Source organism: Bradyrhizobium sp. USDA 4341, assembly GCF_054063755.1.
In genome coordinates, this window is sequence record NZ_JBSSGO010000002.1 from 884,954 (window position 1) to 908,684 (window position 23,731).

Sequence of the window (23,731 nt, forward strand, 5' to 3'; positions counted from 1 at the left end):
GCGTTGCGCATATCGCGAATGCCGCGATCAGAAAAATCCAAATCCGTCTCATATCCATCACATCGCTTAGCGACAGCCCTAAATAGTCTGCCCGTCCTCCATAGACATGGCGGCTGAGCAGTCCTTTGTTACCTCTCCTACTTGATCGATTTGAAGCTTTACGAAACCTTGTAGCCTGCGCTCGCTTTCCTGCACCAAGCTGACATCGGTAACGCGGACACCGTCTCGCTTGCCGAATTGGCTGCGGATGTCTTCTTGTATTGAGCTGATTTCACTCTTGCTGAACGAGGGCTTGCCGTGATCCGATACGTACCAAACGATACCGCCGATCAAAATGCACAAAGTCAAAAATGCGTTTGCTTTCACTTGGGTCGCCCTCTCCCTGCTTTCCCACACTACTTATCGGTCGTCGGTCGCCTTCCACTGCTGGCCTTCCAGCCCGTGCTTCAAGACCTTGGCGGCCGATACAAACGAGTCGGCATCGCCCTCTACATTGAGCGACGCTCCGAACGAGTCGTTCAGTAGCTTGACGAGCGACCGGCGTTCGTTCCGGTCAACGATGAGGCGATCTACCTTTCCTTCACCGTTAACCTTTGTCGGATCGACCAAGCAAAGAAACGTTGCCGGGGCTATTGTGAAGGTCGTCCGATCAACCTGCTCTAGCTCTGCGCTGATCTCGGGCACACGAGCAGTTATTGTTCCGTAATCCACACCGGGCTTCGGTCCGCTCAGAAGCTCTTTGGCGGCGTCGACCAACTCCGCATGTTTTGACCATCGAAGCTGGTTCACGTCGCGAAGTCCATCGGCGAAGGACTTGCAGGGCGCGGCCAACTCTATGCCTTGGATCACCCTCATGTTTATAGACGTTTGAAATTTGTATCGAGTACCGACACGAACCATCGTTGCAAGCTTTTGGTCGGCGCTCGGCGATTCTGCCAGCTCCTTTGCTGCCTGTTCGCGCAGCTGATGCAATTCCGTAATCTCACGGATATACTCGCGAAAGAATGCGAGCCTTGGGTCAACGGGATTGCCATCCCCCTTGGCTGGGAGAGCCGACGGCGTGAACAGTACAGACACCCCAATAGCAGCCGAGAAAACCCAGCGCCGCTTCTTCATCGCACCCCGTCCCCGCAAGATCGTTAGGTTGCGATTAGACCACAGCTCAACGATACCGCGCAAGTGTGGGTGGGGGACTTGTCGTCTATCTTAGGTCTTATCAGCCCGTATTTTGCGTCTCGCGAGGCTTAGCCGGAGGGCCACCTGTGCAGCGTGCAGGCGCGCGGCCTCGATTCGGCTGTCTGTCGGGTTGGCGTGGCTCCCCGCTTTAGACGGGAGGCGACACTTCTCCTTCATCGCCGCGATGTCCCGGCGCGTCGTGAAGTACTGCCTTCCAATTTTGAACAGGTCGAGATTGCCTCTCCTGTGCTCCGCCTTGAGCGTCGCTACGGAGATTTCGTTGGCAAAAATCTGCTCACAAGCTTGTTTTAGCGAGACGGGCCGATCAAGCTCGGATACATCAACGTCATGTATCGCGCTGAACTCAGCTAGGGAGATTGTTGGGTGCCGTCTTTGCCGCTTGTCTGTAGGCGCGGCCGATGTCTCCGAGCTGTCCATCGAACTCAATCTCCAAGCGTCCACTGTCGCCCTTGCGCACGCGAACGAGATGCCGCCGACCCTCATCGAGAGCAGACGCAAGTTTCGCCTGCGTCTGTTCTGCGCTCAAACCGCGTCCCCACACGTGCCGTGTAACAACTAATTCCATCAGCCTGCGTAGGTCGGATGGCATCGATTGGAATCGTTGACTATCACCGTCCGCTCTATCTGCCATGCGCACTCACTCAACCACTCATACACGCCTTCGAGACTGTAAGACTCTTCGACTGAAGGATCTTCCGGCAATGGCCCCGCAACCATCAGCACGAATGAACCATCTGGCTTGCGGTACATCCGGTCCTGCAGTTCGAAGCATTCCAGCGTGGTTGGATGCCAGTCGTCGTAGTGCCGTGTAGCGATGAGTTGCATTGCCCCTATCCCTTGAAAGTCAGAACGCTACGTCTGTCGCAAAACGGTTGAGGGACTGTCAAAGGGATTATTTTCGAGCGGACAGCATTTGGTGTTAGAGTCAGCTAACAGGTCTCACAGAATCGAGGACTGTTCGATTCGAAGATCAACAATTATCGAGAGCGGAACAGGTGTCATTTTCTTATTGTAGTTGGCAGTCCTACACTTGGAAAAACGAGCTCTCGATGCAGAGGGACCGGGTTGTCTCGCACTTCGCCGAAGCGATATCGGATGCCGACGTTCCCCATAATCCACTCCACATGCTTGATCGAGCATTGATGATTTCCGCGTTCGCCATTCGGCGGATGGTGGAAAAACGGTTGATTACCGACAAGCTCGCTGATGTGCAGATCACGGTTCGCACCTTCCCGTCGCGGGATAATGGTGAGTTTCACCAACCTTACGTTGGAGAGTCTGGCGGTACTGTTCATAACAACTATTCGATTGAAAAGCCCGAGTTGAAGGACTTAAAAATCGGAGAGTTCGCGAACGAAATCATCCACGCATCTCAACTGATGATCGTTCAGGACGAATATGGCATTGAAGACGGCCTCGCCATTGCATCCGACTGGCACTTGAAGAAGCGACTTCTACACGTTACCCCGGATGAATTTTCGGGAGTCGTCGATCTGATCTTAAATGACTTTGTCAGGATACAGAGCGAAGCTTGGGACCCGGCAACCGGGAAAGTGACAGCAACCCGGCTGTAGTCACGGGACAGGTCAAGCGGCTATCAACGCCTTAGTGTGGAAGCCCGTCTGTACCGCCAAACCCGTCAAATCGCCCGCGCAGTCCTGCGGGATCACCCCAGCCTGGATAGCGCTGCAGCAGCTCGCGCACGCGACGCTTCCCGAACGCGCGTTCAAGCATTGCCGGACCTGCGTATTTGATGAGGTACTTCACGAAGGTCTGCGATACTCCGCTGCGGGGTTGCGCGGCGTACCATGTAAGCGCGGGGATGAGTTGGTCCGGCCAGTCGTTGTCTAGCCAGATCAAGAGCCGCATGGAATCGCCGTTCATGTCGCGCAGGCATGCGAGCCCGTAGGCAATCGTATCCGGGATGTCCCGCTCCGAAGCTGATGAGCGGGGCCACCCAGACAGGCGCGCAGTGGGATCACCCATTCCCATGATAGTCGTCCTTTTGTCTACCTAGCTGCACGACGTTCACTTCAATGCGCGACACGCTATCGGGCTTTATGTCAGTCACTTCGAACACTTCTCCGTTGTCTCGCGCGATACGACACCCTTGCGTCAGCGGCCAAGGCAACACGCCATAGCCGAAGCTGAAGACAGGCTTCCGTGTTGAAACGAGGGGATAGGCGTCGTGGTTTCCCACGCGTCGCCCCTCCCCAAATGCTAGGGTCATTGCCTTGGCCATGTACGTAGCGCGTACCCTGACTTTGCGATCAGGGCACGGTACTGCCGGGAAGTTAGGCTTGCCGGGCTCCGCAGGCGTAACCCACACGCACTCGCCGAACGCGTCATCAATTGCCGGACCAACTTCAGTCTGCATGGCTTCGCGCCAATTGTCTGAATCTGGGAATAGCGCCATCCTACCTTGTCCCTGTTAGTGCACCGCTGGAAGCTTTGGTGTTGTTGTCGCCGGGGCCTTGCATGCTGGTACCGAGCATGCCGCTCAGCGAGATGTTGGCGTTCGCTTCGGCTCGATGGATGATGCCTTCTAGGTACGGCGTCGGCTTGATGTCGCCGGACACATTGATCGCCAAATCGGCAGCGCCGCTCACGGTGCCGGTTACGGCAACGTCCTTGAAGCCGGACGACTGACCGACGTTGCGAATTGAGTCTTGCCAACCGCCCCCCGGCCGTTCGTCTGATGCACCGAGCACGCGAAGGTATTCGCTTGTCGCGCCGCGCCTCGCTTTCGGCCAGGAAGACGGCTGATACCGGTCAAACGGCCCGGAGCCACTAAGCAAATCTTCGAACTCAACTCCGCCACCCCGCGCCAGCTCCCGGTCCATACGTGCCTGCGCATCAGCACGGATAGCCTCCCGCGCTCGCGCCGCACGGGTGTGGTCCCGTGTAACGCCTTGAGCTTCATCGTTCGTCAGCCCGTACACGAGCGGCACGGTCCCCGCCACGATGGCGGTCACGCCGAACGCCTTGGACGCGAGTCCGAGCCCGGTCGCCACACGTGAACCGGCCGCGACGCCTCCAGCGGCGGTTGCGGCGGCTCCTACGGCGCTGCCACCCGCTGTGCGAGCTAACGCCGCTGAGGCCACGTTTGCGCTCGCAGCCAGCCCCGTAAGGCTGGATATGACCGACACAACGGTAGCTCCCGCAGCCGTCAAGCCGGACAACGAAGCGAGCCCAGCCGAAACGCTGATAGCTTGCTTCTGAGCGTCCGAGAGCCCAGCCGTGAAACCTGCGAGCCTCGCCCCCGCCTCCGCGAGCGGGGTAAGCCATCCCTCGTTCGCCTTGACGAGCTGCTTTTCGGCGGCATCGAGTGAGGCGGTAAGCCGGTCTGCGGCAGCCGCCAAGCCTTGCATGCGCTCGTTCGCGATGTTCTGCGCGAACCCATCGCCATGGTTCAGCTTTTCGAGATACTCCTGATACTGCCCGAGCGAGTTGAGCAGCATGACGGCCCGGCCGCCCTGTTTGTCGCCTACCAGGGCCTGCATGTCCCGCGCAGTCGCCCGTTGAAGGATCGCGTCAAACAACTCCCCACCCCGGAGCGAGCCTTTCGACAAGTCGTATTGTCGGAGCGCCGTATCCACGAGGTGCTTTTGATCCATCCTGGACAGCTTCTCGCCGCTGGCCTCGACGGCCTCACGGACGGCTGCCGAGAAATCTTCACGGCTCCCGAGCACGTTCCGGGACTCATCGCTGAGTGCTGCGCTAAGGCTCGTCTTGCCTGCCTCTGACAGACCCTTGCCATAGCGTCGGCGCAACGAGGCATCGATTGCGTCCGTGCTGACCGCGCCTTGGGGGGCGTAGTCGGCATAATTGATGCCCATATGGGCGAACGCTTCGAAAGCTTGCTTCGTCGGTGCGAGCAGGCGAGCGCCCACTGCGCGCATGAAGACGCCCGACTCGTCACCTCCCACGTTTGCGCGCTTCAGGGTCATCGCCGTCGCAAACGCTTGTTCGGCCCGGATACCGGCTGCCGTCGACATGCCGATACCGAACTTGCCGAACTGCTGGATGTCTTCCGGGCTCATGGCACCGGCCTTAGCCGCGATAGCGGCCAAGTCGGTCTGTCGCGCTATCTCACGTGTGGCGTCGGCTCGGGTGTGAAGGTGGATACCCTGCCCGAACGTGAGGCCTTCGACAATTCGCGCGGCTTCCTCCGTCTTCACGTTCAAGGCCTTGGCAAGGACGATAGCCTGCTTCGTCGCGGCCTCTGTGATCGGCGCGGAGAAGTTGCGCGTCACGAACGCCTGCTGAGCGTGCAACGTGTCTTCCGGCTTCAGGCCGTAGATAGTGGCGGCTTCGATCCTCTGCCTGTCGAGCAACGCCATATCGGAGTTGCTATAGTGCTGGATGGCGCGCTGATACCGCACGTCCCGTTCATAGGGGATGTAATCGGAGACAGCCGACTTCGCGAACTGAAAGGCCTTAGCACCCAATACTCCCGCAGCAGACGCGCCGATAGCGGCTTGCACTTTGTGCATCTTATCAAGCGTGGTGAGGTACTGTTGGGCAGCGCTGTTCGCTTGCCTGAACTGATTAGCGATGTTCGCGCTGCCGCTATCCTTGAACAGCCCTTTGGTCGTTTGATCGACCTGCTTCGCCCGTTCAAGTAGTTCACGTAGTCGCGGCGTCGCCTGATCGTTTGCTCCGATCGTTACGGTTACGCTTGGATTGCTCATGAGAAGCTATCCCCTATTCTTGTCGAGGAACTTCTTCAGCTCCATTTGCATCTTGATGTGGTTCATTAGCCGTCCAACGGGCATGGCGTGCAGCTCGGACGGCTGCACTCCAAAGCGTATCATCGTTGCGCATGCGCGTTGAACGGTCAGGTAGGGTCGCGGTCCTGCACCCCCAGCAAGATGATATCAGTCGCGAGGTCCCTGAACTTGCGGTAGTCCCTCGCGCTCAGACTCTTAAGGACGATGTCATCAACTTTCTCGACGGTCATATCTACAAGCCACTTAATCATGACCTTGTTGTCGTAGTCGAAATCGAGGCCCTCTGGCTGACCGTTGGCATCTCTGCGAACGTTGGCCTTGAAGGGTTCGCCGTTGTCGATGAAAGCGCCAGCAGTGGGTTCTCGGAGCGTCAACGATGTCAGCTTGCCATCGTGTGTCGTGAGCGGCTTGCTGAGGGGAAAGGTCTGCGCAGTCATTTGGGGTTTGATCCTATGTCGGATGGATGATGGGATTAGGCGATCTTAGGCGCTAGGCTCTGCGCATTGACGCCCGCCTGGGCGAGCACACGCGAGAAGTCGCCACCAAGTCTCGAATGCGTGTCGAGAGCGAGCTTCAGCTTCTTGAAGTCGGATGTCATGCGCCCATTCGAGTTCATCGCGTTCAGCTTGATCTCAGCCAAACGCCGCAGTCGCGCCGGGTCGATGTCCGCGATATTGGCGCGGAGGTCCTTGCCCGCGTGCCCGTTGTTCTTGTTGAACGTGCTCATAGAGCGTTCGATCTCAGCGAGGCGTTCCGCCCTCGGGTCGGTTGTCATGGTGTCTTCCGTCTGTTCGGTGTGCTCGGTCTCAAGGGGCAGGCCGCGAAGAAACGCGCGGGCCTGCTCTACCGTCAGGGTTTCGGGGTTGCGGCTTGCCAGCAATTCGGCTGTTGCCGCCGCTCGTTCAGTTGCCTCCGGCAAGCATTCGATTGCGAGCCGCCAGCGTGAGACCGCATCAACTACGACGTTTGCGGCTTCAGCGCTCTTGATCGCGGACGCGTCGACAATTCGATACCCCGCAGCCACCGCTTTGACACTCGTCATGCGGCTGCCATTGTCCAGCAAGACGATGCTGGGCACGCCATCCAGTGGAATGGCTATCTTCTCTTTCATGGTCAGTACCTAAAGCGCCGGTGCGGCGCGTTCATGGGGATGTACGGCCCGACGCGCACCGCGCGCCCAACGCTGATGCCGGATTCGCAGATGATTTCGAGGCGGCGAATCTCGTGCTGCAATGTCTTTGCGTCGCCGCGCTGAAATTCGAGCCACTGATCGCCGTTTCGGACCACGGCCTTCGCCTGTCCGGCAAGTAGCTGAAGAAACGCAGCGCGCAGCGCTCCAAGCATTGCGCACGGGTTGTCGACGGTGGGGACGCCTCCACCGGGTTTGCAGTTTGTCATGTTTGTAGTGTCCTGCTAGGTCGACGAAGACGCGTCGTCTTCGGCCTTCCAATCGTCCCGGTTCTTTGGCACGGGATAAGGCAGGCCAGCCGCTTCCAATTGCTCTCGCTCGCTCTTGCGCTGAGCCAATACTTCCTCGAAGTCCAAGCCACGTTCGCCGAGCTTCGCTTCGAGCGTCGACAAGCCGTTTTCGATTTCGAGAATATCGGCCTGAGCTGCCTTCAACGGGTCGGCCACTGGCTTACCTTCGCCGCGCCAAATTGCGCTGCTATAGGCTTCGGGGGCCTGCCAGAAGGCCGGTGCACCAGCCGGGAGGCGGATACGCCCGGTCTCACACATCTCTTCGAGCCACGCGACGAACGCCGCTTGATAGAACGGTTCAACGATTGCAGAGCGTCTGCGCTTGTTGATCCGCCACGGTAGTTCCTGCGCGAGGCGTGAAGCGCTGAAGGATGTCTGCGAGTAATCTCCCGACACGTCCTCTGCTGATGAGCCCGCCGCCTTGGCGGCCTCCCGGGACAAGCTCTTGTCTAGGGCATCATGAACAGTATTGGGGCTCTGCGGCCGATGCAGAACGAGCCGGTCGCCCTTCATCATGTGAGTGACCACGCCCGGCTGAAGGTTTACCTTGACGGTCTCATAGTATGCCGCGCGAGCCTCCGCCCATGCTTCAGGTGAAACACCCGACGGTGCAGGCACGTCCATAGCGTCGGCAGTCGCAAGCGACCTAAGCGCGGCATCCCGGGGTAGATCAGATTCTACCGTGGCTGCAATCATGGACTGCACCAGGGCGGCGGCTAGCCCAAACTCCCGCAGCGTCGACTTCGAATGAGCAGGCGTCAGAGCGGGCGCGAGCGGTGAGATGCCGCGAATTTGTCCCGGGGCGATCATGTCGAAGAGATGCCCAACCACTGTCCGCCCCCACGACGTACGAGCCCTCACGAACGTTGCTTGCGGAGCGGTGTTGAAATTGCCGAGTTGGAAGGGTCTGATCCAATAGCCTTCTACCCTGCCATTCCTGAACTGCACCCCCTGCATGATGGTTCCCCCGTTGTTGCCTTCGGCGACGCGGGTGATGCTTTGGTCGAGCTGGCGAACATCAAGCATGTTGACCTTCGTACGTGTGACCGAACCGTCTGCACTCTGCCCGACAATGAAGAGCGTTTCGCCAGTGAGCAGAAAACTCTTGTATGCTGCGACCGCGAGCTGATGCAGCGAGTGGCGGCCTGAAGCGTCGCATTCGGCACCAGTTTTCGCCCACTCCTGCCATGCCGTTTCGATCTGATGCGATAACTCCCGCGCAGCGTCTTTGGAGATGCCAAGCGCGCCATAGTTGGGTCGCGAAGAGAGCGTGAGCCCGTTTCCTACTGCGTAGGTCGCAAAGCCTTCCACGAGCGCCGCAATGACTGGATTAGACATCAAGAGGTCGAGCGTGATCGAAGCGACCAATGAGCGCTCGCGGCTAATCTCGCTGCCAGGAGTGCCCCAATACGGCTGCCATCCGCCAAGGTTACCGGCAGTGAACGGCCCGGCGTCGTAACGCGCCCAAACGAGCGACGGCTTGCCGTCCGTCCCGTCGAGAATACCCGCTCGTGCTGCTCCGACAGATTCGATCGGTGCGAGCGGCTTAATCATTGCGTCCTTGGCGGCAGCCGCAAGCCGTTTGGGCACTCCAGGGGCACGAGTCCGTCCGCTTGTACCTGATCCCCGGCCAGCGCGAGCGGTGCGGAAAGCACCGCGTCCTTTGATCTTTGACATAGGACCTATTCCTTAGCGGCAAGGCCCTGCGCGCGACGGTTCGCGGCGTTGATGGCTTTTACACCCTCCGCGATCTCTTTCATGCGCGCGGCCCTCGGATCGCCGGTGATGTCTACCGTGGCCGCGTTCAGGCCGCTCGGAACTTCGCGATCCAAGGCCGCAAGATAAGGATTAGCGACAGGCGCTTCACCCAGGATGCTCCTCGCTGTCTCAGCGTCGAGCGCCGCGACAAGCGCAAGTTTCTGCGCCATAGCAGGATTGCGCCGCGCTTCAACGCTTTCCAGAATATCTCGGATTCGCATACGTTCACTCGCGATTGCGGCGTTCGCTTCGCCGCTAACAGCGGCCGGTTTCTTGTATTCGCGCATGGTGTAGTTACCTCATGGGTTCGGAGAGAGCCGCCAATCGCTTGAGCGACTCTTCGAATGATGGTTTGGGTTGTGTAGGTGCGGGCGGCTTTTCAATTGCCGCCCGAACTTGGGGATGCCTTGCGATGGCCGTGGCGTACACCAGGCAATCGAGTGGCTCGTTTCGTCTCACGGTGCGGTGATATTCGAAGCGCGGTGCACCATTCACGACGCGGGCACGCAACTGCTCGGATGCCAAACCGGCAAAGTATTCTTCGTCCAAGTGCTCCGGCAGTCGGATATAACCCGGAGACGGCTCCTCAATCGCAAGTGCCTTTTGAACGGCGAGCTTGACCGCGTCGACCCCGACAATCAGCAACTGCATCTGACCTTTAAGTCGTCCGCCACTGACGAGAGGCATTCGGTCGAAGCCTCCCTTACCTTTAACGGCGTACGCCGAGCGCGACTTTCGGCGTTGAGATCGCACGAACTTCACGACTTGATCAGCGTTGAAGCCTGAGTCGATTGCCTGAATTAGAACGGGCAACACGCGGCCGTCTACGGTTCGAAAGGCGGACTCCATTGCCGCGTCAAGCTGATGCCAAACCGCGTCACCGCTTGTGTCCCCCACCAGCTTAACGTGATTGAGAACACTTAACGTCTGATCGGCGTGGTGACCTAAGAATGTCACTTCAAGACGATTGGACTGCACATCGACGCCCGCGCTGACGAACACCATATCCGCACGGTACGGCGACGCGATCTGCTCGGCGCGTTGCTGTAGTTCGCTTGCAGACAACTCGACTTCTGTCGTTGCGTCGTAGGCCTGGGCAAGCACGGTATTGTAGAAGACTTGCTTGGCCTCTGGCGTGGTCGCAGCCTCGAATTGCTGAACAACTGAAGCCATCGTGCTGAACAGTGAGGCCAACTCGGTTAGATGGTAAGACCTAATGCCCCTCTCGCCGGTTGCGGTGGCAATCCATCTCCCCGCTCCCACCATCGCGCGCCGCTGCGCCTCACCGTGAACCACGCCACAGTCCGGGCAGACGTGGTGAGCGGTCTCAGGCTTACCCGGTGTCCATTTGATGTCCGCAAAATCTAGCGGTCCGCTGTGAACGCAATCGGGGCAGGCGACGAACCATTTGCGCTGATCTCCGCGCTTGAACCAAGAATCGATACGCGACCCCATGCGCGTCGTCGGGGTGCTGACGAGGAGGACACGACGGCCGTTGTCCTCGAAGGTCTTGGTACGCTTAAAAGCGAGTGCGACGGGATCGCCTTCGCCAGGGAGCGCGCCCGCGAATCTGTCCGTCTCATCGAGCAGCAAAAACCTGATCGCTCGCGCTGCAAGCTCATCGGCCTTGAAGCTCGACGCAAAGGCAATCGACCCCCCAGGGAAGGTCTTGAGCGACGTGCTGTCCGTGCCGCCCGCACTCCCCCTCTTGGTACCGTTACCGGTACCGACCAAAGCGCGAAGGGCGGGAGAGCTTGCAATCAGTGGGTCTAGACGCTCGCGAACCAGCTCTTTCGAGCGGTCCCCGGTCGGTGAGACGTGGAGCGTGGGACCCGGGTTGCAGCCAATGATATGGCCGAGCACGGCATTGACAATGGTGCTCTTCCCGGTCTGTGCCGCCCACTCCAACACAAGTACGTCTGCGTCGTCTTCTGCGAAGTAATTGAGCGGCTCGATCTGGTAGGGTGCAAGCCGCAACGGCCCCGGGCGGGCAGCCGCATTTGAGGGAAGCCGTATGTTGGTTTCTGCAAACTCACGCGGCGATATAATCGGCGGAGGACGCATAGCGCCGAGCATCGCCGACGCTAATGCGTTGTCGATCATTGTATCTCGCTTTTAGCCGAGCGCTTCGTCGTCTAGCGCTTCAGCAAATTTTTGCTCATCAGCGAATACGGTGAGCGTGTCTCTCATTTCGGTGTCGAGAATCTTCGCGATCAAGCGAACGTCAGTTTGCCCGAGAAGCTGCGGCGCGAGCTTTCCGCCCATCGCCAACAACGTCGTTCTTAAATCGCCGAGTATGCGGGTGTATGTTTTGGTGACACTGGCACGGTCGATCAGGGAGCCGCGCAGCCGCTCGTTTTGCAGCCGCATCTTCTCGGCGCGGTAGCGCTCCGCTTCCGCTTTCGCTGCGGCGTACTCGCTATTGGTCCCGCCCTCGCCTCTTCCGCTCGCGGCATGGCCGATTACTCGGTCATTGTCCGCCGAGCTTCTCACTGTCTCAACAGCACGGGCGAAGTCCGCCTCGCAGTTCTGTTCGGTGATGTCGGCCGCCGCGAGCAAGCGACGCACGGTCGCCTGATCCAGGCTCGTTTCGTCCGCGATCCTGCGGATAATGCCTCTCGGCCTTCCCATGAGGGTTCTCTGCTATCGAAAATGTCGGCGTTTTCAGTGAAAATGGTGCGGCAGTGCACCGCTCGGCGGCGCGAGGGGTGCCCGGGAGGGACCCAAGCGCCCCTGCGGCGGCTCACCATGGCGCATTGTCGTGGCCTTGGGGACCTACAGGAGCGAGAGCGCGACCTCGCACATGAGCGGGCGTTCCATCGTCGCGATACGCGCGGTCATCGTGGGCGACGCCTCGCGCTTGTCGAAGCGAAAGCCTTCGAGGAAACGGCGCGTCTCGACCATGCGGCCTTGGACATTCACCGTGCTCGGCAGTATCTCGCCATTCGCACGCAGCTTTACCAGCCGCTCTAACGTGTGGTCGTGGTTCATCGTTGTTGTTCCTGTGAGTTGGTCGCGCGCCACGCCCGACAGGCGTCGTCTCAATTCCACTCTGCCGGACGCGGCGCGCTAATCGTCGCGAGCGTGTCGATACCACTCAAGCGACGGTGTTGGTCTAATCGCCCGTGTCGGTGGGCGGGCTGTAGGGGATGCCTTCGGCGAGAAGCTGCTTCTGTATCTCTTGCGGCAACCGCTGAGCTACCTGCGCGTTGGCTTCCTTCTGCCATGCCAATCGCGCCGCGCCATTGTCCTGGGCCATCGCGGTGGACGGTTGCTCGGCATAGATGCCTTTCACCGGAAGCCGCTCCTTGCCGCGTCGGATTGCTACAAACTTGCCGCCATTGGCGCGGATCACGAAGGCCTTCGCCACGTCGAGCGAAGAGCTACCGCCGCCCGTCAGCCGGAACGTGCTCGCATGCAACCCACCGCGACGGCTTACGGTTGCACCTTGCGTGTTGAGAATGCCGATGCGCAGCTTGTTCGCGGTGAATGATGCGCTTAGATCGGATTGAGTGGTGCGCCGCACTTTCGTAACACCTGGACGGATACGCGCGACAGAGACGCCCGCGTCCTTCGCGATCACCTCAAGCGCGACTTTGCGCGCTGCGGTCGCTGATCGGTCGACAGCTCGGCGGATAGCATTGCGAATGCCGCGCGTTGAAAGCTCCGACGCCCACTTCTCCAGTGAAGTAGCGTCGACACTGACTTGTAACAAACTCATCGTATTTATCCCCAGCAAGGCATTGTGAGTTGCGATCACGAGCGGCTGTTGCTACTGCACAGCGTCAATGGACGTGGAGTCACTGAATTGAAGCGCGCAAAGAAGAAGACTCAGAATCGCCGCGAATGGACCACGGCAGATGTGAAGAGCCTGAAGAAGCACTCGAAGGCACGTACGCCTGTCGTGAAGGTCTCGAAGGAACTCAAGCGCACTATCGGCGCGGTGCGCGTCAAAGCCTCGCAACTCGGTATCGGCGTCGGACACCAACGCTAAGTATTGGCCTCGCCTAAATCATCGGCCCCGACACGAACACCAAGGGCTTGATACGTCGCGCAGCTAACAGCCGTGCATAGAACAAATTGAAGCCCGGACCCGGGCTCCAATGCGTCGGCATCGCCTGCGCGGCCTTATCGAGAAGCGCGGTCGCGCTGTTCGTCTCGGCGTTCGGCAGCGTGCGCGCGTGGCGTTCACTCATCGTCAGCCTCATCGGGCGACGAGTCGCATCTGAACGGCCCGCCGTCAGCGCTCGCGCGTAGGAAGTTGACATGAGGCGTCTCGTCCTCCGCTCGACCCGGGCAGAACGCGTGAGTGGTACCGATGCAGCTCGCGAAGAGCGTGACGAACGTTTCGAGCGCGTCGGCTTGGCGTTCGGCTGCATCGGTCAGGCGCGCCAGCTTGGCGTCAATACCGATAAGCGCGAGGTCGCGGGTCGATATGCCCGGTTGAGGGCCGAGCGTGTCGCCTGCCTGCACGTGAGCGGCTTTGCCCGGCTCCAAGGCGATGGCAGCGGGCTTGAGGCCCTTAGCGAGGGCGTCGGTAACAATATCGGTCATGGGCGTCCTTTCAGGGGTGCGCCGCGCAGTGGTCACGAGCCAGACTGCGCGGCGCTTGGCGCAAGCGGCATCCCGCTCCGCTCGCACTGGCTCTTAAAACTTGTTGGGGCCGCGCGCCTGCGCCGCTCGAAGCTCACCCGTTGATATTGTCCCGCCTCCCGTTTCCGGGCGCGTTGGCCGAGCCTCGCGGCTCGTTAAGTCCATCTGATCCGAGCACGCACTGTGCGGAGACCAGGGAGGCTGCCTGCCCTCCTAGATCATTCGCGGCGGCCAACCGGACCGGACGGAAGCTTGGAGAGGCGCGTGGCGACTTGCACGTCACAGTGAGGGTTGCTTTTGAATGGCCGTTGCCCCCTTCGGCCGGGTGAGGTGCGCGCTCGGTTTCGAGCGGCCCCATTGGGTAATCAGTTTTGGGAGGCACTTTGTGACGCCGCCCGGCAACTTTTTTCCGGCGTCTCGCCGGTCGGTCCTTCCGGGCAATACCTGCCGTCCCACTTACCCGCCCTCGTGCCGTCCCCCTCCCTTAAGGGAGGGGGATACGTGCACGGTTTATGGGAAATTCGGTGCACGGTTGCTGCACGGTCGTTGCACGGTCGGAGTAAGTGGCTGATAATACTAACGAACAACCGTGCATCTGACCGTGCACGAACCGTGCAGGCTAACCGTGCAAACGACCGTGCAGCAACCGTGCACGGTGATGGGCTTGCACGGTCGGATGCACGCTCACTAGCGAGACTAGCCAATGACTGATGAGAAAGTCGAACTACCAAAACCTGAGATTATGGCCTTCGCCGACTTTCTTCAGACAATTCCTCCAGGGCAATCGCGACTTGTGCGTGGACTCGGAACGCCCGCTATTTCAAAGCCGGGCGGGATTGCTGAGATGTACACGCAGCTTATGCCGCCTCCTCTGGAATTACATTGCGAACATTGCGACGGAGAGCGGCATTTTAGAACGCAGGATGCAGATGGCATCCACGTGAGGGATCACGGCAGCCTGTTCTTTGAGTACGCGTGCTCAAACTGCCGAACTTTCCGAAAGACATTTTCAGTCCATGTCGAGTTCACTCCACTGCCAAATAGTGCCGCGGCGATGTTCGCAAGCAGCAACAAGCGCGAAGCGACCGGCCGGGCTTATAAGTATGGCGAGATGCCTCCGTTCGGAGTGGCCGTGCCTAATCGCCTGCTGAAGATGATGGGAAACCAACGGGACAACTTTTTGAAAGGTCGGCGCTGCGAAAATCAAGGGCTCGGCATCGCAGCTTTTGCTTACTATCGCCGGTGTGTGGAAAGCCAAAAGAACGAAATACTTGACGAGATGATATCCGTTTCTCGCAAGCAAAACGCGTCAGCCGAAACGATTTCAACGCTCGAAGAAGCCAAACGCGAGAATCAGTTCAGTAAGGCTGTTTCCTCGGTAAAGCTCGGGCTACCCGACTCGATCTTGATAAACACTCACAATCCGCTCACTCTGCTACATTCGGCTCTTAGTGCTGGCGTCCACGAACATACGGATGAGCAATGCCTAGAATTTGCTCAAGCCGTTCGGCTAGTTCTCGTTGAACTTGCCGAACGCCTCACACGCGCCTTGAAAGACGAAGCCGAGCTTAATACGGCAGTGTCTAAACTGCTTAAGGCGAAAGAATTATAGCACCAGCCTATATTCCGTCCGCCTGTTATCTCCGGACTTAACGATCTCACCGGCTTCCACCAGCTTTGCCAACAGTCGCGGGACGGCTGTACGTTCCTTAAGTTCGTCCAGGCCGCTCCGCTTCCGATCTACGTTCAGCGCCGCTAGCACGTCCTTCGCGGCCAACCCAACCTCTTCGACCCTATCGCCCGTCTCGGCAGCGATGCTTTCAGCACGCTCCCTGAAAACTCTAAGGGTTGCCGCGAGCTTGTCGGACGGTTCGTCCGGAGGCGTTAATCTTGCTTCCTCGTCAGAATCGTCTGTTGCCATGTCGATGCTATCGCCGACGACGACCGGACGAATGATGCAGCTCGTCACGTCCTCCCCGTCCTCGTCTTTGCCGATGACTACCTCGACCAACTTGAACCGGATGGACTGAGCCTTGGATGCGTCACGCATTTTCTCGACGCTGACAGTCGACGCGCATTTACCCTCCTCGGCGAGCAGCGTGTAGTCTACTGCGCCCAAGATCGCAGACGAACCGCGCATACCTTTCGTCACGTCCTTGCCGCTGTGGTGAACGACTAGGACGGCACAATCGAGCGCCGTGGCGACTTTGCGTAGCCGCTCGCATACCAAGCCCATGTCTTTGTCACTACTTCCATCGGCTCCGGTAGTCGCCGCTGCGAGCGTATCAACAATGACCAGTCGCACCGGTTGCCCGCTATCAGCTTCGCATTTGCGGGCTTCAGCGATCAGCTTGTCGGCGGCCTTCGGGTCCTTGAACAGATTGGGGACATTGTTCATCAGAGCCACATCGCCGCCACTCGTGTCGTTGTTGTCGGCCCAGGCCTTGGCTCGGCCGCTCATCCCTTCAGCTCCTTCCGCGTAACAGTACAGGACGTCGCCGCCTGCGGTCTTACGGCCGAACCATTCCCGCCCGCGCCGAGCATGGCTCGCGAGATCGAACACGACGAAGCTTTTGCCGACGTTCGGCAGCCCATACAGTGCGCCAACGCTGTTGAGCGGGATTAGCCGCTTAACGAGCCACCGAATGGGTTTATAGGTCGCGACAAGCTCGCCTGCGCGAATGTGAGAGGAACGTGTGTGACTAGGCTCGTCACCTTCCTCATCCACTGGTTCAAAAGCGCTGCCGTCACTCGGCTTAGAGACGTGCGCGGGATTGCGTTTCGCTCGCGCGAACTCGCGGGCGAGTTGCCGGTCATCCGGCTCGCCTGCGCCAGCCCATTCCTCGCAGAACACCGCATAGTCATTAACGGTCAGCTCGGGATACGCCCCAACAAGGAACGTCGCAGCCTTCATCCTATTCGCAGAGCGGTCATCGCTCGGGTGATCATAAAAGAAATCGAAGTCGGGTCGACACTGCCGAATGTAGTCGAGCGGGAATTTACCGACTGTTGAGTCGAACAGCGACAAGAACCCGTCCCGCTCCCCCACGCCAAGCTCCTCAATGAGCCCCTTAATTACGGGATCGCCATCATTGAGTGGCGAAGACTCACCTTCGGGCTGAGAGCCGATCAGCTCGACGACGTAGTCCGGCAGCGTCGGCAATTGACCGCCAACGAACGCACGAACGAATGCTTGCTTGTCGGCCTGGGTGCCGTAGGTCGCGCCATCTTCCCGGATAGAGCCCGGACCGACGAACTGCCCGCCAGTCCCCCGGACATCTGTGCCGTAGTTTTTCTTCAAGGCCCCCGCGCGGTTGCTGAACCGGTTCTCCGGATCGCGGAAGACAACGTGAATCCCTCCGCTTTTTGTCGGGTTGATCGCGACGCCTATGGGCGGTCCTCCATGCTCGTCGAAGAGCGCGCGCAACTTCTCCGGCCCGGAATCTTTCTGATCGGCATCAAGCACAACGAGCTTCGACGGGCCGCATGAAATGGACGGCACCGCGTTCGGAAATTTGCGCCATAGTTTGACGAGCGTGGCATCGTCTTTGGTAGCGCCCACGTGCACGGGTTCAACGCCGTGCTTCTCGGCGTACTCTTCGATTGCGGCCTCGCGCTCTTCTTTCGAGAGGGACGCATCGGAGCGGTTGTAGCGCGGAATTAAGGGGACCTTCCCATCGCTAGGAAAGACGTAGAGCCCAGCCTGCGCGAAGAAACGCGCGTTCTTGCGATTCGTGCTCTGACGTTCGCCAGTGTTGTCGCTTACAGTCACGTCTTTTCCTTTAGGCAGCCTGCGCGGCGGGCGTGTCGAGCATCAGGCGCAATTTCGCGCGGCTCCGTTCAAGCATCTTTCGGACACGCTCTGCGTTGAGGCCGAGCGCCTTGGCTATTTCCGCTGAGTTGAGGCCCGCTCCAGTCAGAAGCAATACCTCGCCCTCGTGGCCGGGCAGTTCGCGGATAACTTCCAGCGCAGCGCGCGCCTCGATGAGCGCAACACCGTCGACTGCGTCGACACGCTCGGAAAGCGATACGGGCTCCTCGTGGTCGTCATCGGTGCCGTCGATCAAATCGGCCCTCAACGTTTCGCGCTTGCGGAGTTTGGCGCGGTCATCGAAGTATCTGACATGCGCAATTCGTCGCAATGCGTGCAGCCAGCACTCAAAGCAGCCGCGTTCGTAGGACGCCTGTAATTCCAGCGCGAGCCAGCAAACGTCACTTTGAATCTCGTCGGCGGTAGTGGCGCGGTTAGCGAGGTCGCGAGGCAGCCGCGACAGGATCGAACGGCGCAGCATCGGGAGATGGTCGACTAGATCGCGGTTGAATTCGGTCTGGGTGAGATGGGACATGGGAGTTGTGGTCTCGTGAGTTTTGCAGCCACGCGGAGTCACTCGCGCAAAGGCGCGTTGGGCTGGGTGGCGTGATTGAAATTTTGTTTGTTAAGCGGCGTTCGGCGCGAGGTTCAGGCGATGCCGCTGTCGCGCGTGTCCGCCATGACCGTCTCGGGCCATCGATTCAGGGAGCCCAATTTCTGCGGCTTCGGGATTTTGCCCTCTGCGAGCCAGCGAGCGAACGTGGAGGGAGCAGGATTGCCGAGAACAGCTAAATAGAGGTCGCGACCGCCAAGGCGGTGCGGATTGGGAAAGTCAGGGGGAATGGTCGCAGAGCGCGCGTTAGCGATAGACATGGCTTTAGCTCCAAAAGAGTGGGTTTCTTGGAGCCTGCCAGCGCATGCAGGGAGCAGTTTCTAAAGCGCGTTGAGGGGGTCTGCGGCGTTGCAGACGGCCCGCTCCGAAGAGCGATACCTGCGGGGCGTTACTTCCGCTACTCAACGAAGGAGGGCGCTAGGCCGAGTCCCCCGCTCCGGTATGCCTCTTTATCTCCGTTAGGCATCCATGCTTTTCGTATATCGGCCGTTATACGAGATCGTCAACTTAATGGACAAGGCCGAGTGCCAACCCGGCAGGGGCTGAGTGCCAATCGCGGCGATCTAATTTTCGAGCTGACACGAAAAAAAACGACTCAAGGGGCAACCCCCTCTCCGCCGCTGTTTCCCAAGTGTTTCCCGGATCGATTTTCGAAAAAGAAGACTTCCCGTTAAGTCTTTGATTTTATTGGTCGGAGCGAGAGGATTTGAACCTCCGACCCCTAGTCTCCCAGACTAGTGCGCTAACCGGGCTGCGCCACGCTCCGATGCCGTTCCATTAGCTGCGATCCTGCGTTCGCGCAAGGCGGAGCAGGCCCTTTGAGGGCTGCAATCCTGGCCCGGTTCCCATGACGGCTTCCTTGGCTCAGCCGTCCTTCATCGCCGCATCGATCAGCTGCCGGCAGGCGACCAGCTCCTGCAGCACGCGTTCGAGCCGCTCCCGATCGACTGGCGGAACGGTCGGGCGCACCGGCGGCGCAGCCGACGCCTTGCCCGGGTGGGCGTGCGCCTTGTAGGTCGACAGGATCGGATCCACGTCGGGATCGACGAATCGGTAGTCGATTCCCCCCTCGTCGCCGTCGCCCTCCTCGCCGTCGAAATCGAGGCCGTCATTGCTCTGGAGATCGTCGGGCTCGGCCATGCTGTTGCCGACCGCCTCCTCGACCGCGCCGAACGAGACGGCGGCGGTCTGGTCGGCGATGCCCTGCACCGACTTGATGCCGTGCTCTTTCAGGATCCGCTGCACGCCGCGGATGGTGTAGCCCTCGCCGTAGAGCAGGCGGCGGATACCCTTGAGCAGGTCGACGTCGTCGGGGCGATAATAGCGGCGTCCGCCGCTGCGCTTCATCGGCTTGATCTGCGCGAAGCGCGTTTCCCAGAATCTCAGCACATGCTGGGGAATATCGAGCTCATCTGCGACTTCGCTGATGGTACGGAACGCATCCGGCGCCTTGTCCAAATGCCCGCTCCTCTGGCTTCAATGCCTGGAGCCCTTTCCGTTCCGATCGAAACGGGGCTCCGGATTCTGGTTTTGGCGCGTTTTCTTCACGCGAACCGGGTATCCACTTCGCTTGAAAACGCGCTAGTCGGCCTTGCTGCCGTCGCCATTGGTGACGGCATGGCCATTGATCCGCTGCTTCAGGATCGCCGACGGCTTGAACACCATCACCCGCCGCGGCGAGATCGGCACCTCGGTGCCGGTCTTTGGATTGCGCCCGATACGCTGGCCCTTCTTGCGCACCATGAAGGAGCCGAATGAGGACAGCTTCACCGTCTCGCCCTTTTCCAGGCAATCGGTGATCTCCTTCAGCACCAACTCGACAAACGCCGACGATTCCGTGCGCGACAGACCTACCTTTTGGTAGACCGCCTCACACAAATCGACGCGCGTCACTGTTTTTCCGGTTCCCGTGGTCATCGCCTGCCCCGCACTCTCGGCGAACAATTTCTTGACTGAAATTAAAAGCTTAGCGCGCAATGGTCAACAGCGACCAGCATCCGGGCGCTGGAAAGATGCCGGCAACCTGCCGATACTCTTTGGCGATGCGCTACCAGCGCACGAGCGCCGAACCCCAGGTGAAGCCGCCGCCCATCGCCTCGAACAGCACCAGATCGCCCTTCTTGACGCGTCCGTCCCTCACGGCGACCGATAGCGCGAGCGGGATCGAGGCTGCCGAGGTGTTGCCGTGCTTGTCGACTGTCAAGACCACCTTTTGCGGCGCAATATGCAGCTTGTGGGCCGAGGCATCGATGATTCGCTTGTTGGCCTGATGCGGAATGAACCAGTTGATGTCGTCGGCGGTAAAGCCAGTGGCGTTGAACGCATCGACGATCACATCGGTGATCATGCCGACGGCGTGCTTGAATACCTCGCGGCCCTCCATCCGGAGATGGCCGACCGTCCTGGTCGAGCCGGGACCGCCATCGACGAACAGCTTCGACTTGTGGCGTCCGTCCGAGCGCAGATGCGTCGTCAGCACACCGGGATCGTCCGTCGTGCCGGAATGCTGCTGCGCTTCCAGCACCACCGCGCCGGCGCCATCGCCGAACAGCACGCAGGTACCGCGGTCGTTCCAGTCGAGGATACGCGAGAAGGTTTCGGCGCCGATCACCAAGGCCCGCTTGTGGGCCCCGGCGCGCAGGAAATTGTCCGCGGTGGTCAGCGCAAAGACGAAGCCGGAGCACACCGCCTGCAGATCAAACGCGACGCCGTGGTTGATGCCGAGCGCGTGCTGGACCGCGACCGCGGTCGCCGGAAACGTGTTGTCGGGCGTCGAGGTCGCCAGCACGATCAGGTCGATCGACTGGGCGTCGATCTTGGCATCGGCGAGCGCGGCGCGCGCCGCATTGATGGCGAGATGCGAGGTGAACTCGTCATCGGCGGCGATGTGCCGCTCGCTGATGCCGGTGCGCTGCACGATCCAGTCATCGGACGTGTCGATTCGGCTCGCCAGTTCGGCATTGGTCAAAACCCGCTCCGGCAGATATGAGCCGCAGCCGAGCACTACCGAACGTATCGCAGTCACGAGACAGCCTCCTGCGCGGTCTGCGCCTTTACCAGGGCGCCGCCATCGCGGTTGAGCATCTGATTGATCTTGGTGAGGAGATCGTAGTGGGCCATCTCATAGCCAACATCCACCGCATAGGCAAAGCCTTCCGCGTTGATGCCGCCATGGCTCTTGACCACCACGCCGTTCAGGCCGAGCAGCAGGCCGCCATTCGACTTGTTGGGATCGAGCTTGTCGCGCAGCTTCTGGAACGCGCCGCGGGCAAACAGATAGCCGATCCGCGCCAGCCAGCTCGACGACATCGCCTCGCGCAATAGCGTGAACATCTGGCGCGCGGTGCCCTCGGCGGCCTTGAGCGCGATATTGCCGCTGAAGCCTTCCGACACGATCACGTCGGCGAGCCCCTTGCCGATCGCATCGCCCTCGACAAAGCCGATATAGTTGAACTGGGGCGCGTTCATCGCGCGCAGCATCTCGGCGGCCTCGCGGATTTCCCCGTGCCCCTTGATCTCCTCGGACCCGATATTGAGCAGGCCGACGGTCGGCCGTTCGAGGTTGAACAGCACGCTCGCCATCGCGCTGCCCATCACCGCGAGCGTCGCCAGATGGCGGGCGTCGCCGCCGATCGAGGCGCCGAGATCGAGCACCACCGAATCGCCTCGCAGCGTCGGCCACGCCGCCGCGAGCGCCGGACGGTCGACGCCCGGCAACGTCCGCAGATTGATGCTGCCCATCGCCATCAGCGCGCCTGAGTTGCCGGCGGAGACCGCAACGTCGGCCTCGCCGTGCTTCACCGCATCGATCGCCAGCCACATCGACGACGCCCTGCGGGTCCGCCGCAGCGCCTGGCTCGGCTTCTCATCATTCTTCACCGCGACGTCGGTATGGATCACCTTCGATACCGCCTTCAGCGCAGGATGTTTCGCAAGCTCCGGCTCGATCTGGGCCCGGTCTCCGACCAGCAAGAATTCGCTATCGGGATGACGGCTCAACGAGATCGCGGCGCCGGGAATGACCACCGATGCGCCGACATCGCCCCCCATGGCGTCAAGCGCGATTCGAACCTTATGAGGCATGAACGTCCCGGAAGCCTGCTCTCCCACAGCCCTTCAGATGAAGACCGCGAGCTTGAAGTCACCACCGTCACCGGCGCGCGGCGAAACGCCGGGCCGCGACAATAGCGTGTCCGCGGTCCGACACAACCTCTTGACCACAAACAAGCGAGGCGCCGAACCGTCACGCAACACATCAAGGCATACCAGAAATACATGATATTTCAAACTATTATGACACATACTTGAAGTAACTGGGACCCCCCCTCGCGCAGGCCTGCAGGCAAGCCATCCCCTCAAATGTTGGAGCTGGCGGCCCTCAAGTTCCGTCAGCTTCCCTCAACTTCCCTTGGGCTTCTTGCCGTCCGCCTTTTCCTTCAGCGCCTTGAGCGCGGCGAAGGGATGATTTTCCGGATCAGGCGCTTCAACCTCTTGTTCAAAGACCGCATCCGCCTTGCGCGGATAGGGGTCTACGCCGAGAAACAGCGCATCGGTGGCGAGACGGCCGATGTCGATGAAGCCGCCGACGATCGGCTCCGGCGGATCCGGCGTCTCCTCATCGCCCTGCTCGGCGTCGTCGACGAGGTCGGCCATCTCCGGGATCTGCTCGGGCGGTGCGAACACCACGTCGATCGGCTCGTCGATCTCGTTCTCGATCGGGTCGAGCGTGACCACGCAGGTCTGCCCGACCCTCGCCCAAACCCGGCCGGTGACGTGGCAGCTGCCGTCGCGCTTGGGCTGCAGATCGAACGCCGCCCGTGCGGAGACGACCTCGCGCAACTCGCCGATCTCGGCGATCGCCTTGCGCGTGGCCTCGTCGGCCACGATCTCGCGATGCAGCCCGGTATCCGGGATCTGCCCGACATTGACGAGAACACGCCAAGGGTCCCGCGCGGCTTCGGGCCGTCCTGTGCTGCCGCCGCTCATGCCGTGGTCCTCGCAGCTTGCGGCGCCGGGAAGCGCCATGCCCCCTGGGCAAGCGTCGCGAGGTCCGCGCGCGCCAACACCGCCATCGCCTCTCTGGCATAGACGGCCAGTTCGCGGGCCTTGTCGATGTTCTGACCATTGAGGATGTTCTTGCAGAGCGACTGGGCCAGGGCCTCGTCGCTGTCGGTCAGCGCCAGATCATAGGCCGCGGTGCGGCCGTAGAAGGCCTCGCCGAACGCCTGCATGCGCTTCGGCACCGTGAGGTCGCCGACCCCCATTTCCCTGAGATTGTCGTCCATGTCGATGCAGAAATGATCGAACAGGGCCTGCGACAGCCCAGCGCCGCCTTCCGAGGATTTCAATCGCCGCAGCACCAGCCACAGATGCATCAGAAGCAGGTCAAAACGGCCATTAACCGTGTCCGGAACGCCCAAGTCACGGTAAAACAACGGTTCTCGCGCCTGCGTCACGATCATGCCATAGATGGTCTCAATGGTGCTGCGCGCGGGCACCCGGGGTCTTCTGAAGTGATTGAACGGCCAAAGCATAGCGGGTTCCGGC

28 protein-coding genes and 1 tRNA gene are annotated in these 23,731 nt (G+C 60.3%); 3 read left to right on the forward strand and 26 right to left on the reverse strand.

The annotated features are described in order from the left end of the window. Positions 1-78: 78 nt before the first annotated feature. The 4 genes from ACVIGB_RS09895 to ACVIGB_RS09910 all read right to left on the reverse strand — a co-directional run bounded on the left by ACVIGB_RS09895 (position 79) and on the right by ACVIGB_RS09910 (position 2,022). Complete coding sequence (locus ACVIGB_RS09895; RefSeq protein ID WP_456722817.1) at positions 79-366, reverse strand: hypothetical protein; 288 nt, start codon at positions 364-366, stop codon at positions 79-81. Positions 367-399: 33 nt separating this feature from the next. Further along, entirely contained in the window at positions 400-1,116 is a 717-nt protein-coding gene (locus ACVIGB_RS09900) for a hypothetical protein (protein ID WP_456722816.1), read from the reverse strand. Positions 1,117-1,206: 90 nt separating this feature from the next. Next, complete coding sequence (locus tag ACVIGB_RS09905) at positions 1,207-1,614, reverse strand: hypothetical protein (protein WP_456722815.1); 408 nt, start codon at positions 1,612-1,614, stop codon at positions 1,207-1,209. A 147-nt stretch (positions 1,615-1,761) separates the two neighbouring features. After that, positions 1,762-2,022, reverse strand: a complete 261-nt coding sequence (locus ACVIGB_RS09910; RefSeq protein ID WP_456722814.1) for a hypothetical protein — start codon at positions 2,020-2,022, stop codon at positions 1,762-1,764. A 224-nt stretch (positions 2,023-2,246) separates the two neighbouring features. On the opposite strand from ACVIGB_RS09910, the gene ACVIGB_RS09915 reads away from it, so the two are divergent. Next, positions 2,247-2,771 carry a hypothetical protein gene (locus ACVIGB_RS09915; RefSeq protein ID WP_456722813.1) on the forward strand — a complete coding sequence of 175 codons (525 nt, stop codon included), beginning with the start codon at positions 2,247-2,249 and terminating at the stop codon, positions 2,769-2,771. Positions 2,772-2,802: 31 nt separating this feature from the next. Here ACVIGB_RS09915 and ACVIGB_RS09920 read toward each other — a convergent pair whose 3' ends face one another. From ACVIGB_RS09920 to ACVIGB_RS09970, 11 genes are all read right to left on the reverse strand, one after another. Then, positions 2,803-3,189 (reverse strand): hypothetical protein, encoded by a 387-nt coding sequence (locus ACVIGB_RS09920; RefSeq protein ID WP_456722812.1) that lies wholly within the window; start codon positions 3,187-3,189, stop codon positions 2,803-2,805. Positions 3,190-3,614: 425 nt separating this feature from the next. Then, positions 3,615-5,891: a phage tail tape measure protein gene (locus ACVIGB_RS09925; RefSeq protein ID WP_456722811.1), complete on the reverse strand. Its 2,277-nt coding sequence runs from the start codon at positions 5,889-5,891 to the stop codon at positions 3,615-3,617. Positions 5,892-6,037: 146 nt separating this feature from the next. Beyond that, the gene (locus ACVIGB_RS09930) at positions 6,038-6,367 is read right to left on the reverse strand and encodes a hypothetical protein (RefSeq protein WP_456722810.1); all 330 of its coding nucleotides are present in this window, start codon (positions 6,365-6,367) and stop codon (positions 6,038-6,040) included. 35 nt (positions 6,368-6,402) lie between these two features. Further along, entirely contained in the window at positions 6,403-7,041 is a 639-nt protein-coding gene (locus tag ACVIGB_RS09935; RefSeq protein WP_456722809.1) for a hypothetical protein, read from the reverse strand. 2 nt (positions 7,042-7,043) lie between these two features. After that, a complete protein-coding gene (locus ACVIGB_RS09940; RefSeq protein WP_456722808.1) occupies positions 7,044-7,328 on the reverse strand; it encodes a hypothetical protein in 285 nt (94 codons plus the stop codon). 15 nt (positions 7,329-7,343) lie between these two features. Next, the gene (locus ACVIGB_RS09945) at positions 7,344-8,963 is read right to left on the reverse strand and encodes a phage portal protein (protein WP_456722807.1); all 1,620 of its coding nucleotides are present in this window, start codon (positions 8,961-8,963) and stop codon (positions 7,344-7,346) included. A gap of 128 nt (positions 8,964-9,091) precedes the next feature. Further along, positions 9,092-9,454: a hypothetical protein gene (locus ACVIGB_RS09950; RefSeq protein WP_456722806.1), complete on the reverse strand. Its 363-nt coding sequence runs from the start codon at positions 9,452-9,454 to the stop codon at positions 9,092-9,094. A 7-nt stretch (positions 9,455-9,461) separates the two neighbouring features. After that, a complete protein-coding gene (locus ACVIGB_RS09955; protein WP_456722805.1) occupies positions 9,462-11,270 on the reverse strand; it encodes a phage terminase large subunit family protein in 1,809 nt (602 codons plus the stop codon). A gap of 12 nt (positions 11,271-11,282) precedes the next feature. Then, complete coding sequence (locus ACVIGB_RS09960) at positions 11,283-11,798, reverse strand: hypothetical protein (protein ID WP_456722804.1); 516 nt, start codon at positions 11,796-11,798, stop codon at positions 11,283-11,285. Positions 11,799-11,942: 144 nt separating this feature from the next. Next, the gene (locus tag ACVIGB_RS09965) at positions 11,943-12,158 is read right to left on the reverse strand and encodes a hypothetical protein (protein ID WP_456722803.1); all 216 of its coding nucleotides are present in this window, start codon (positions 12,156-12,158) and stop codon (positions 11,943-11,945) included. A gap of 124 nt (positions 12,159-12,282) precedes the next feature. Further along, positions 12,283-12,888: a phage tail protein gene (locus ACVIGB_RS09970; protein ID WP_456722802.1), complete on the reverse strand. Its 606-nt coding sequence runs from the start codon at positions 12,886-12,888 to the stop codon at positions 12,283-12,285. 87 nt (positions 12,889-12,975) lie between these two features. Between ACVIGB_RS09970 and ACVIGB_RS09975 the strand changes: the two genes are divergently transcribed. Beyond that, positions 12,976-13,161, forward strand: coding sequence for a hypothetical protein (locus ACVIGB_RS09975; protein WP_456722801.1), 186 nt, complete (start codon positions 12,976-12,978; stop codon positions 13,159-13,161). Between the two features lie 13 nt (positions 13,162-13,174). Here the strand turns inward: ACVIGB_RS09975 and ACVIGB_RS09980 are convergent, their stop codons facing one another. Both ACVIGB_RS09980 and ACVIGB_RS09985 read right to left on the reverse strand, forming a co-directional pair. Beyond that, complete coding sequence (locus tag ACVIGB_RS09980; RefSeq protein ID WP_456722800.1) at positions 13,175-13,363, reverse strand: hypothetical protein; 189 nt, start codon at positions 13,361-13,363, stop codon at positions 13,175-13,177. After that, positions 13,356-13,721: a hypothetical protein gene (locus ACVIGB_RS09985; protein ID WP_456722799.1), complete on the reverse strand. Its 366-nt coding sequence runs from the start codon at positions 13,719-13,721 to the stop codon at positions 13,356-13,358. The genes ACVIGB_RS09980 and ACVIGB_RS09985 overlap by 8 nt, the downstream gene beginning before the upstream one ends. Positions 13,722-14,463: 742 nt before the next feature. On the opposite strand from ACVIGB_RS09985, the gene ACVIGB_RS09990 reads away from it, so the two are divergent. Then, positions 14,464-15,372 carry a hypothetical protein gene (locus tag ACVIGB_RS09990; RefSeq protein ID WP_456722798.1) on the forward strand — a complete coding sequence of 303 codons (909 nt, stop codon included), beginning with the start codon at positions 14,464-14,466 and terminating at the stop codon, positions 15,370-15,372. Here the strand turns inward: ACVIGB_RS09990 and ACVIGB_RS09995 are convergent. From ACVIGB_RS09995 to ACVIGB_RS10035, 9 genes are all read right to left on the reverse strand, one after another. After that, a complete protein-coding gene (locus ACVIGB_RS09995) occupies positions 15,367-17,532 on the reverse strand; it encodes an AAA family ATPase (RefSeq protein ID WP_456722797.1) in 2,166 nt (721 codons plus the stop codon). The two genes, ACVIGB_RS09990 and ACVIGB_RS09995, sit on opposite strands and share 6 nt — an antisense overlap. 10 nt (positions 17,533-17,542) lie before the next feature. After that, on the reverse strand, positions 17,543-18,052 hold the full coding sequence (locus tag ACVIGB_RS10000; protein ID WP_456722796.1) for a sigma factor-like helix-turn-helix DNA-binding protein: 510 nt from the start codon (positions 18,050-18,052) through the stop codon (positions 17,543-17,545). Positions 18,053-18,872: 820 nt separating this feature from the next. Further along, positions 18,873-18,950, reverse strand: a tRNA-Pro gene (locus tag ACVIGB_RS10005). Positions 18,951-19,048: 98 nt separating this feature from the next. Beyond that, positions 19,049-19,642 (reverse strand): MerR family transcriptional regulator, encoded by a 594-nt coding sequence (locus ACVIGB_RS10010; RefSeq protein ID WP_456722795.1) that lies wholly within the window; start codon positions 19,640-19,642, stop codon positions 19,049-19,051. A gap of 123 nt (positions 19,643-19,765) precedes the next feature. Then, on the reverse strand, positions 19,766-20,101 hold the full coding sequence (locus ACVIGB_RS10015) for an integration host factor subunit alpha (RefSeq protein ID WP_021079083.1): 336 nt from the start codon (positions 20,099-20,101) through the stop codon (positions 19,766-19,768). A gap of 130 nt (positions 20,102-20,231) precedes the next feature. Beyond that, the gene (locus ACVIGB_RS10020) at positions 20,232-21,209 is read right to left on the reverse strand and encodes a beta-ketoacyl-ACP synthase III (protein WP_212314986.1); all 978 of its coding nucleotides are present in this window, start codon (positions 21,207-21,209) and stop codon (positions 20,232-20,234) included. Continuing rightward, positions 21,206-22,267, reverse strand: coding sequence for a phosphate acyltransferase PlsX (gene plsX / locus ACVIGB_RS10025; RefSeq protein ID WP_092114721.1), 1,062 nt, complete (start codon positions 22,265-22,267; stop codon positions 21,206-21,208). Before plsX ends, ACVIGB_RS10020 begins: the two co-directional genes overlap by 4 nt. A gap of 315 nt (positions 22,268-22,582) precedes the next feature. Further along, positions 22,583-23,170, reverse strand: coding sequence for a YceD family protein (locus ACVIGB_RS10030; RefSeq protein ID WP_456722794.1), 588 nt, complete (start codon positions 23,168-23,170; stop codon positions 22,583-22,585). After that, positions 23,167-23,718: a ubiquinol-cytochrome C chaperone family protein gene (locus ACVIGB_RS10035; RefSeq protein WP_456722793.1), complete on the reverse strand. Its 552-nt coding sequence runs from the start codon at positions 23,716-23,718 to the stop codon at positions 23,167-23,169. Before ACVIGB_RS10035 ends, ACVIGB_RS10030 begins: the two co-directional genes overlap by 4 nt. Positions 23,719-23,731 lie beyond the last annotated feature (13 nt).